This window comes from Pseudomonas sp. TE6288 (assembly GCF_054062095.1).
In genome coordinates this window covers 26,451-35,270 of record NZ_JBSSEW010000033.1, presented here as the reverse complement: position 1 = coordinate 35,270, position 8,820 = coordinate 26,451, and the positions used below count along the sequence as shown (strand labels likewise).

Here is an 8,820-nt window from a genome sequence, read left to right as displayed (position 1 = left end):
TGGTGGGCGGTGGGGTGCCTCACTGCCCCGCGCCAGCCCGTGTTTCCAACCACGGGGGGGGCGCCCCCCCACCCCCCCCGTAGTGATAGGGGGGGGTTGGGGGGCCCGCCCCGCGATCGTTTCAGATCAGAACTCGACCTTGACCGCCTGCGAAGCCCGGGTCGCCTTGGCCCGCGCCGCCTCGACCGATTCGTCACGCGCCAGGCACACGCCCATGCGCCGAGTACCATTGATCTCTGGCTTGCCGAACAGGCGGATGGCGGTATCCGGCTCGCTCAGCGCCGCGCCCAGGTTGGCGAAGCTGGTCTGCTGCGACTGGCCTTCAGGCAGGATCACCGCCGACGCCGACGGGCCGAACTGGCGCACCACCGGGATGGGCAGGCCGAGGATGGCCCGCGCGTGCAGGGCGAACTGCGACAAGTCCTGGGAAATCAGGGTCACAAGGCCCGTGTCGTGCGGGCGTGGCGACACTTCGCTGAACCACACCTGGTCGCCCTTGACGAACAGTTCCACACCGAACAGGCCACGGCCGCCCAGCACGTCGGTGACCGCCTGGGCTACACGCTGCGACTCGGCCAACGCCTTCGGGCTCATGGCCTGGGGCTGCCAGGACTCCTGATAGTCGCCTTTTTCCTGTCGGTGGCCGACCGGCGCGAGGAAGGTCGTGCCACCGACATGGCGCACAGTGAGCAGGGTGATCTCGTATTCGAAGTCGATGAAGCCTTCGATGATCACCCGCCCCTTGCCGGCACGGCCGCCTTCCTGGGCATAGTCCCAGGCTTTCTGCAGGTCATCGGCGCTACGCAGCAGGCTCTGGCCCTTGCCGGACGAGCTCATCACCGGCTTGACCACGCACGGGTAGCCCAGGTCGGCCACCGCCTTGCTGTAATCCTCGAAGGTGTCGGCGAAATGGTACGGCGAGGTCGGCAGGTCCAGCTCTTCGGCAGCCAGGCGACGAATGCCTTCGCGGTTCATGGTCAGCTGGGTGGCGCGGGCGGTGGGGACGACGTTGAAGCCTTCGCTCTCGAGCTCGACCAGCGTGGCGGTGGCAATGGCTTCGATCTCGGGGACGATGTAATGCGGTTTTTCCGCCTCGATCACTGCGCGCAGGGCCACGCCATCGAGCATGTTGATCACATGGCTGCGGTGCGCGACCTGCATCGCCGGCGCATTGGCGTAGCGGTCCACGGCGATCACTTCGACGCCCAGGCGCTGCAGCTCGATCACCACTTCCTTGCCCAGCTCGCCGCAGCCGCACAGCAATACACGGGTCGCGGTGGGCGACAGTGGGGTTCCGATACGGGTCATTTCAGGTCCTCGAAGGCGTCCGGGGCCGCGCCACGCTGGCTGCCGCCCGCTGAAAAATGGACCGGTATTCTACATCAGGATGTGGCCACCGCGCGCCGTGCCCGCCAGGCCATGATCAACCACACCGCGGTGACCCCGGCGAACTTCGAGGCCATCGCCGTGCCGATCACTGCAGGCGTCAAGGCACCGATCATGCCGAAGAAGATGAAGGTGTCCACCGGGATGCTCAGCGCCGAGCTCAGCCACAGGCGGTCGCGCAGGGGGCGCCGGGTAACGCTGAACACCAGCCAGTCGATCAGTTCGGAGACGAAGAACGCGGTCGCGCTAGCCAGGGCGATGGCAGGCTCGGAGGTGATATAGGACAGCACCAGCGCCACCAGCATGGCCAACAACGCGCCATGGCCGTAGCGGGTCTGCACCATGTCGCGCAGGATGAACACCAACCCGCCCCAGGCGGACCAGATCACGTCCAGGTGCGGCGCACTGGAGAAGGCGAAGTTGATCAGCACCACGCTGCTGATGTAGGCGATGAGATAGAACATGATGGGTGTTCGGATTGGGCAAGCCGGACAGATTAGCGTTGCCCCCTTCGCGGGGCAAGCCCGCTCCCACAGCTGTTCGACAGGTGCTACAGACCGATGATCAACCCGGCCGCCAGCGCCCGCTCATGGCAGCGCTGCAACACCACGCGCCGCTCGGCATTGTCCATGCGCCCCCAACGAGTGATCTCGCTCACCGTACGCTGGCACCCGGTGCAGATATCCTGCTCGTCCAGCGCGCAGACATTGACACAGGGCGAGGCCACGGGCCGCTCGTCACTCATCGTCGCTCACCAGGTCACGGGCATAGCGCTGGGCATTGTGCACATAATGGGCGGCGCTGGCCTCGAGCATGCGTTTCTGCTGCTCGGTCAACTCGCGCACTACCTTGCCCGGCGACCCCATCACCAACGAGCCGTCGGGAATCTCCTTGCCCTCGGGGATCAGGGCGTTGGCGCCGATGATGCAGTGCTTGCCGATACGCGCCCCGTTGAGGATCACCGCATTGATGCCGACCAGGCTGTAGTCGCCGACCGAGCAGCCATGCAACATGGCGTTGTGGCCGATGGTCACGCCGCGACCGAGGGTCAGCGGCGAGCCCATGTCGGTGTGCATCACCGTGCCGTCCTGGACGTTGCTGTCCTCGCCGATGTCGATCAACTCGTTGTCGCCGCGCAGCACCGCGCCGAACCACACGCTGGCCCGGGCCTGCAGGCGCACCTTGCCGATCAGCGTGGCAGTGGGCGCGGCCCAGCTCTCGGGATGGGCTTCGACGCGCAGGTCGCCCAGGCGGTATTTCATGTGTCGCTCCTCACGGTTGAACGCCAGTGGCGGGGTGTGCCCCGCTCAGTTCTCGATGAAACGCTCGGGGGGCTGGTGCAAGCTGATGCCCGCGTCGAACAGCAGGTTGACCAGTTCGACGATCATGATCGCCGAGAGTCCCCAGATCTTGTAGTCGCCGTAGCGGTAGCTGGGCACGTACCAGCTGCGGCCCTGGTAGTCGATGCGGTGGGTGTGCTCGCGGGGGTCCTGGCGGAAAAACGCCAGCGGCACACTGAAAACGGCGGCGATTTCCGCGTCGTTGGCGCGGTACTCGACATAGTCCGGGATCAAACCGACGAACGGCGTCACCTTCAGGCCGTGCAGCGAGATCAGCGGGCTGAGCGGGCCGATGACTTCGACCAGCCCGGGCGGCAGGCCGATTTCCTCCTCGGCTTCGCGCAGGGCCGTGAACACCAGGTCTGGGTCCTCAGGGTCGCGCCGCCCGCCCGGGAAGGCGACTTCACCACCATGGGTGGACAGGCCCTTGGCGCGCAGGGTCAGCACCAGCTCCGGCTCCTCGCTGCGGGTAATGGGCAGCAACACCGCCGCTTCGGGGAAACGGCGGTCCGTCTCCGGTGATGCGGGGGTATGGTTGCTCATTCGGCGAAGAAGCTCGTCCAGCATTACGCACTCTCGTGTCCAAGGCCTGCCCTGCATGATGCACCAAAGCCGCGAGGCACCCAAGCCCCGCCCGCAGGCCGCTTGCGATAAGCGGGCCGGGCGCGCCAAGATAGCCCGACCCCACTGGAATGAATGAAAGCATGAAATTCTGCAGCGCGTGCGGCCAACCGGTCACCCAGCGGATCCCCGAAGGCGACAGCCGCCTGCGGTATGTCTGCGATCATTGCCAGACGATCCACTACCAGAACCCCAATATCGTCGCAGGGGTCTTGCCTACCTGGGGCTCCCAGGTACTGCTGTGCCGCCGGGCGATAGAACCGCGCCGAGGGTTCTGGACGCTGCCCGCCGGCTTCATGGAAAACGGCGAGACCCTCGATGCCGCCGCCCGTCGCGAAACCGTCGAGGAAGCGTGCGCGCGGGTCGGCGAAACCTGCCTGTACCAGTTGTTCGACCTGCCGCACATCAACCAGGTGCACGTGTTTTTCCGCGCCGAACTGGCCGATCTGGACTTTGCAGTGGGCATCGAGAGCCTTGAAGTACGCTTGTTCGAAGAGCACGAGATCCCCTGGCGCGAGCTGGCTTTCCGCACCGTCACACGCACACTAGAATGCTATTATCGCGACCGCGTCAGGCAGCACTATCCGATTGGCCATGAATACCTGCCGCCGATGAACGTCACGTCGTCCACCACCTAAGTTTTCAGGGATACGGTTTCATGCGCTGGCTGCTTGCCCTCTTCTGCCTCAGTGTCGCCTCGGTGTCGCAAGCCGCCTTCACCGAGACTATCATCCGCAAGACGCCGTCGGCCGCGCCGTCGCCGGTCCAACCCGCCACCACTGGCACCCAGCAAGAGCGGCTGATCGACAAGGTGCTGGTGATCAAGTCCGAGCGCCGCCTGCAACTGATCAGCCGTGGCGAGCCGCTCAAGACCTACCGCATCTCCCTGGGCAAGCAACCCAAGGGGGCCAAGGCCCGCGAAGGCGACAAGAAAACCCCGGAAGGCCTGTACTGGCTCGACTGGCGCAAGGTCAGCGACCGCTACAACCTGGCCATGCACATCTCCTACCCGAATATCACCGATGCCGCCAAGGCGCGCAGCGAAGGTGTTGCCGCTGGCAGCATGATCATGATCCACGGCACGCCGATCAACGAGGAGTACCCCGAGTGGTATTTCCATACCCTCGACTGGACCGAGGGCTGCATCGCCATGCGCAATGACGACATGCGCGAAGTATGGAGCATGGTCAAGGACGGCACGCTGATCGAAATCCGCCCCTGAGCGCTCACCGGTGGCACCAAAGGCCTGTCCTGCTCACGCGTGACAGGCCTTTCTTTTTTAGTGCCCGCCCCCTTTCGCCACACCACCGCTCCCTTTTCCTACAGTTAGGATCGGCTCATTCCCCGCAGCATAGTGGCGTTGAGCCACATAAATGCCATCACTGACATTCTTAGAATTCCCGCAGCTGATTTCACGATTTCGTACATCACTTGCGAGGTTTTCATGCAAAATCCTGTCTCCAAGACCAGACCCGACCCCCTGCGCTGGGCTGTCTTCCTTGCCCTGCTGGGCAGCACCCAGGTTCAGGCGCAAGGCGCCCTGACACCGACACCGGGCCCTGGCGGCACCCCGATCATCGACAACAGCCATGGCGTCCCGGTCATCGACATCGTCGCGCCCAATGCCAGCGGCCTGTCACACAACCAGTTCCTCGACTACAACGTCGGCAAGCCAGGCCTGGTGCTGAACAATGCCCTGCAGGCCGGGCAGTCGCAGCTGGCCGGCCAGTTGGGCGCCAACTCGCAATTCCAGGGCCACGCCGCCTCGACCATCCTCAACGAGGTAGTCGGCCAGAACGCCTCGCGGATCGAAGGGGCTCAGGAGATCTTCGGCCAGAAAGCCGATTACCTGCTCGCCAACCCCAACGGCATCACACTCAATGGCGGCAGCTTCATCAATACCACCCGCGCCGGCTTCCTGGTCGGCAAGGCGGACATTCACGACGGGCAGATCAGACACCTCGACAGCCGTGACGCCAGCGGCACGCTGAATGTGCTGGGCCGCGGCCAGAGCAACGGCGCAGGCGCCCTGGACCTCATCGCGCCGCGTATCGACACCACTGGGCACCTGTTCGCCAAAGGGCAGCTGAACATGACCATCGGCCACAACCTTGTCGACGCCAGCAGTCGCGAGGTGCTCGAACAGCTCCCCGCCGCCACCTCCATCGATGCCAACCTGCTTGGCGCCATGCAGGCCGGGCGCATCCGCATCGTCAGCACCGCCGAAGGCGCCGGTGTGCAGGTCGGCGACAAGGAGCTGCGCGCAGATCGCGACTTGATCATCCACTCCGCGGGCGACCTTAAAGTACAGGGCAATGACAAACGCCAGGCCAGCCTCGTAAGCAAGACCGGCAAGCTGGACCTGAAAACCGATGGCGACCTGCAGCTTACCCATGCTCATGGCAAGGCCAGGCAGATCGAGGTACACGCCGGTAAAAAACTGACCCTGGATACCGCCACCCGCGAAAAGGTGACGGACGATCCGGTCAACTGGTCGAAGCAATGGCTGTTCATCCCCACCGAAAGCCATAACGGCAAGACCACGCAAACCAGTCGCCAGCAACTGAGTAGCCGCCTGGTGGCCGAGGACAGCCTGAACCTGTCGGCCGGCAGCGACCTGCACCTGACGGCCGCGCACCTGGAAGCGGACAACGCCCTGCAACTGCGCAGCGGTGGAAAGATGACGATCGACGCTGGCGTGGACACGCTCGATATCGCCGAGCAGTCCACCCACAGGCGCTACCTGGACCGCACCGATATCGACAGCCAGGCACACACCGAGCAGGTCAAGGCCAGCACCCTCAAGGGCGGCACTCTCATCGCCAGCGCCGGGGCCGACATGCAGATCTCCGGCGCCCGCCTCGAGGCGCGCAAGCAGGTCGAACTCGACGCCAAAGGCGCTCTGCAGATTGAAAGCGCCGTGGAAAATGACCATGCCCGGCTCACCACGGGCAAGCGTGCGTTCGTGGCCAGCGCCGGCAAGGACGCGCCGGACTCGCAGCAGTACACGGCCAAGTTCGGCTACGAAAAACTGCAGAGCGACGAGCAGACCACTGCGACACGCCAGGTCGCCAGCAGCATCAGCGCGGACTCCGTCTCGCTGCGCAGTGATCGTAAACTGACGCTCAGTGCTTCGAACGTGCAGGCAAGGAAAGACCTCATGCTGGCCGCCAGCGAAGTCGAATTGGCGGCAGCCCACGACACCCAGGCCAGGCATACCCTCGATACCCGTACAGCTGCCGCACTGAGCGTCACCGGCGGTTCCGACCGCGTAGGCCTTGGCATCGACGGCTATCATGGCCCGGCCGCCGTGCTCGAACGCGAAACCACGACTCGACGAAGCCATCTGTCAGCAAGCGGCGATCTGCACATCGACACCGCGCAACTCACCACCACCGCTGCTCAGCTGAATGCGGGACGCACCTTGAAAGTGGACGCCGAGCGCATCGACAACCGTGCGGCAGCCGATACCAAGGTCCGTGAAACCACGCTCACCAAATGGGACGGCGGCCTGAGCGTCGGCATCGACTACAAGTACCTCAGCGATCACGTCAAGCGCTTGTTCACTGGCAAGAAAGCCGAAGACGAAGCGGCCTCACCAAACGCTGGCGCTCAACTCTCGCTCCAGCACACCTCGCGCGTGCACAAGGACACCAACAGCACCGCGCAGGTCACGAACTTCGACGGTGGCAACATCTCCATTCGGGCCGATCAGCTCATGGATGAAGGTAGCGCCTACAAAGCCAGGGCTGGGAGCCTGCGCATCGAGGCTGGAGAACACCAGATGCTGGCCGCCCGGGATCAGAGCAGCAGCGAAATACGCAACACCACGGGTGGCGGCAGCCTGCGTGTGAGCACCACCACCGGAACGGATGTCAACGCAAGGCTTGAGGGTCATGGCGACTCCCTGAGCCAGCTGAAACAGACCACGACAGCCCGCGTCGGCAGTTTGCAGGGCAGCCAGGGGGTCCAGGTAGAACTCGAACGTAGTGGTCACTATGAGGGTGCCCGCTTCTACGGCGGCAACGGCGCGGTCAGCCTGCGCAGTGGCGGCGACCTGACACTCGCAGCAGCCCATGATCACAACACTGAACACACCACCACGCTGGACGCCGGATTGGCGGTCAAGGCCGGCACCGGCCTGCTCGGCCCCAACGGCGGCCTGGACGGTAATCTCAAGCGCCACAGCCTGGAAACGCAGCACAGCCAGGCACGGGTCGCACAAATCGATGGCAAAGGTGCCGTGGAACTGACCAGTGGCGGTGATATGCGCCTTGAAGGCACGCGCATCGGCAGCCGTGCGGGCACCGGCGACATTACCCTGCACAGCGAAGGCAGGCTGAGCGTGACAGCCGCCAGCGATACCCGCCAGAGCCTGGGCAAGACCTGGGGCGGCAAGCTGAATGTCGACGGCAGCACTACCGGTGGTGGCTTGGGTGGCAAAGGCACCTTCGGCTGGGTCAATGAGCAGGCCAGCACAGCCATTGGTGCGCAGTTCGACAGCAAGGGCTCGGTGCAGATTACCAGCTTCGCCCATGACGATACCGCGCTGCAGGTACAAGGGCTGCAAGCCAACGCCAAACGGATAGGCCTGGACGCCCGCAATGGTGGCCTGCTGGTCGAGGCAGCCAGCAACACCGAGCGCCACGACAACCTCGACGTTACCATTGGTGGCGGCCTGAAGGTCAATGCCATGGACATTGGGGGCATCAACGCCCAGGTCAAGGTCGGCCTGGATAAACGCGACAACACCACCTGGCATGACAGCAAGCTACGCGCCGACCTGATCGACTTGCGCAGCCAGGGCGATACCCGCATCGAAGGCGCACAGCTTGAGGCGCAGGCAATCGAAGGCAAGATCGACGGCAACCTGCGGGTGGCCAGCCGTCAGGACCAGGTCGACAGCGTAAAGCTAGAGGTCGACGCCAGTCTCGCCCAGAAGCAACCGGCAGCCTCCGAGACTGAAACCCCGGCCTCGCTGGCGAGCGTTTTCGAGGGCGGCAACATCACGGAAATCGCCGGGGCGCTGTGGAACAAAGTCACCGCGAAATTTACCCCGTCGGTCAAGATGGACTACGCCAAGCGCAACAACGACACCGTCAGCCAGCAGACGCTCCTGTCCGGCACGCAGGGCATCGATCTGCAGGTAGCTGGCGACACCCGCCTGGTCGGCGCCACGCTGCAGGCGGCCGATGGCCAGGTCGAACTCGGTGGCGGCGCGGTCGCCCGCGACAACCTGAGCGGTCGGGACTACGCCAAGGATGTGAAGGTCGACGTCGATTTGTCCACGGCTGGCCTTGCCAGTACCGCCTATTCGTACCTCTCGAACCTGATCACCGGCAGCACCGACAAGGCTGACGACCACAAGGCGTACAGCAACACCGGTCACGACCGCACTAGCGAGTATGTCTCGCAGATAAAGGAGAGCCGCCAGCGCTGACGCTTGCCAGGCAGCGGCCTGTGGGTCGCTGCG

At 64.4% G+C, this 8,820-nt stretch carries 8 protein-coding genes; 3 read left to right on the top strand and 5 right to left on the bottom strand.

Annotated elements, in window-relative coordinates; all coding sequences use genetic code 11:
* Nucleotides 1-126 precede the first annotated feature (126 nt).
* The 5 genes from purT to ACVWY1_RS24875 all read right to left on the bottom strand — a co-directional run bounded on the left by purT (nt 127) and on the right by ACVWY1_RS24875 (nt 3,293).
* Complete coding sequence (gene purT, locus ACVWY1_RS24895; RefSeq protein ID WP_457378882.1) at nt 127-1,308, bottom strand: formate-dependent phosphoribosylglycinamide formyltransferase; 1,182 nt, start codon at nt 1,306-1,308, stop codon at nt 127-129.
* Nucleotides 1,309-1,382: 74 nt separating this feature from the next.
* The gene (locus ACVWY1_RS24890; protein WP_023629807.1) at nt 1,383-1,850 is read right to left on the bottom strand and encodes a VUT family protein; all 468 of its coding nucleotides are present in this window, start codon (nt 1,848-1,850) and stop codon (nt 1,383-1,385) included.
* An 86-nt stretch (nt 1,851-1,936) separates the two neighbouring features.
* Nucleotides 1,937-2,131, bottom strand: coding sequence for a DUF1289 domain-containing protein (locus tag ACVWY1_RS24885; protein ID WP_102682911.1), 195 nt, complete (start codon nt 2,129-2,131; stop codon nt 1,937-1,939).
* The gene (locus ACVWY1_RS24880) at nt 2,124-2,648 is read right to left on the bottom strand and encodes a gamma carbonic anhydrase family protein (RefSeq protein WP_102682912.1); all 525 of its coding nucleotides are present in this window, start codon (nt 2,646-2,648) and stop codon (nt 2,124-2,126) included. The genes ACVWY1_RS24885 and ACVWY1_RS24880 overlap by 8 nt, the downstream gene beginning before the upstream one ends.
* A 45-nt stretch (nt 2,649-2,693) precedes the next feature.
* The gene (locus ACVWY1_RS24875) at nt 2,694-3,293 is read right to left on the bottom strand and encodes a CoA pyrophosphatase (RefSeq protein ID WP_046854363.1); all 600 of its coding nucleotides are present in this window, start codon (nt 3,291-3,293) and stop codon (nt 2,694-2,696) included.
* A gap of 137 nt (nt 3,294-3,430) precedes the next feature.
* Between ACVWY1_RS24875 and ACVWY1_RS24870 the strand changes: the two genes are divergently transcribed.
* The 3 genes from ACVWY1_RS24870 to ACVWY1_RS24860 all read left to right on the top strand — a co-directional run bounded on the left by ACVWY1_RS24870 (nt 3,431) and on the right by ACVWY1_RS24860 (nt 8,787).
* Entirely contained in the window at nt 3,431-3,985 is a 555-nt protein-coding gene (locus tag ACVWY1_RS24870) for an NUDIX hydrolase (protein WP_102682914.1), read from the top strand.
* 20 nt (nt 3,986-4,005) lie between these two features.
* Nucleotides 4,006-4,569, top strand: a complete 564-nt coding sequence (locus ACVWY1_RS24865) for a L,D-transpeptidase family protein (protein ID WP_102682915.1) — start codon at nt 4,006-4,008, stop codon at nt 4,567-4,569.
* A gap of 222 nt (nt 4,570-4,791) precedes the next feature.
* Complete coding sequence (locus tag ACVWY1_RS24860) at nt 4,792-8,787, top strand: hemagglutinin repeat-containing protein (RefSeq protein ID WP_457378881.1); 3,996 nt, start codon at nt 4,792-4,794, stop codon at nt 8,785-8,787.
* Nucleotides 8,788-8,820 lie beyond the last annotated feature (33 nt).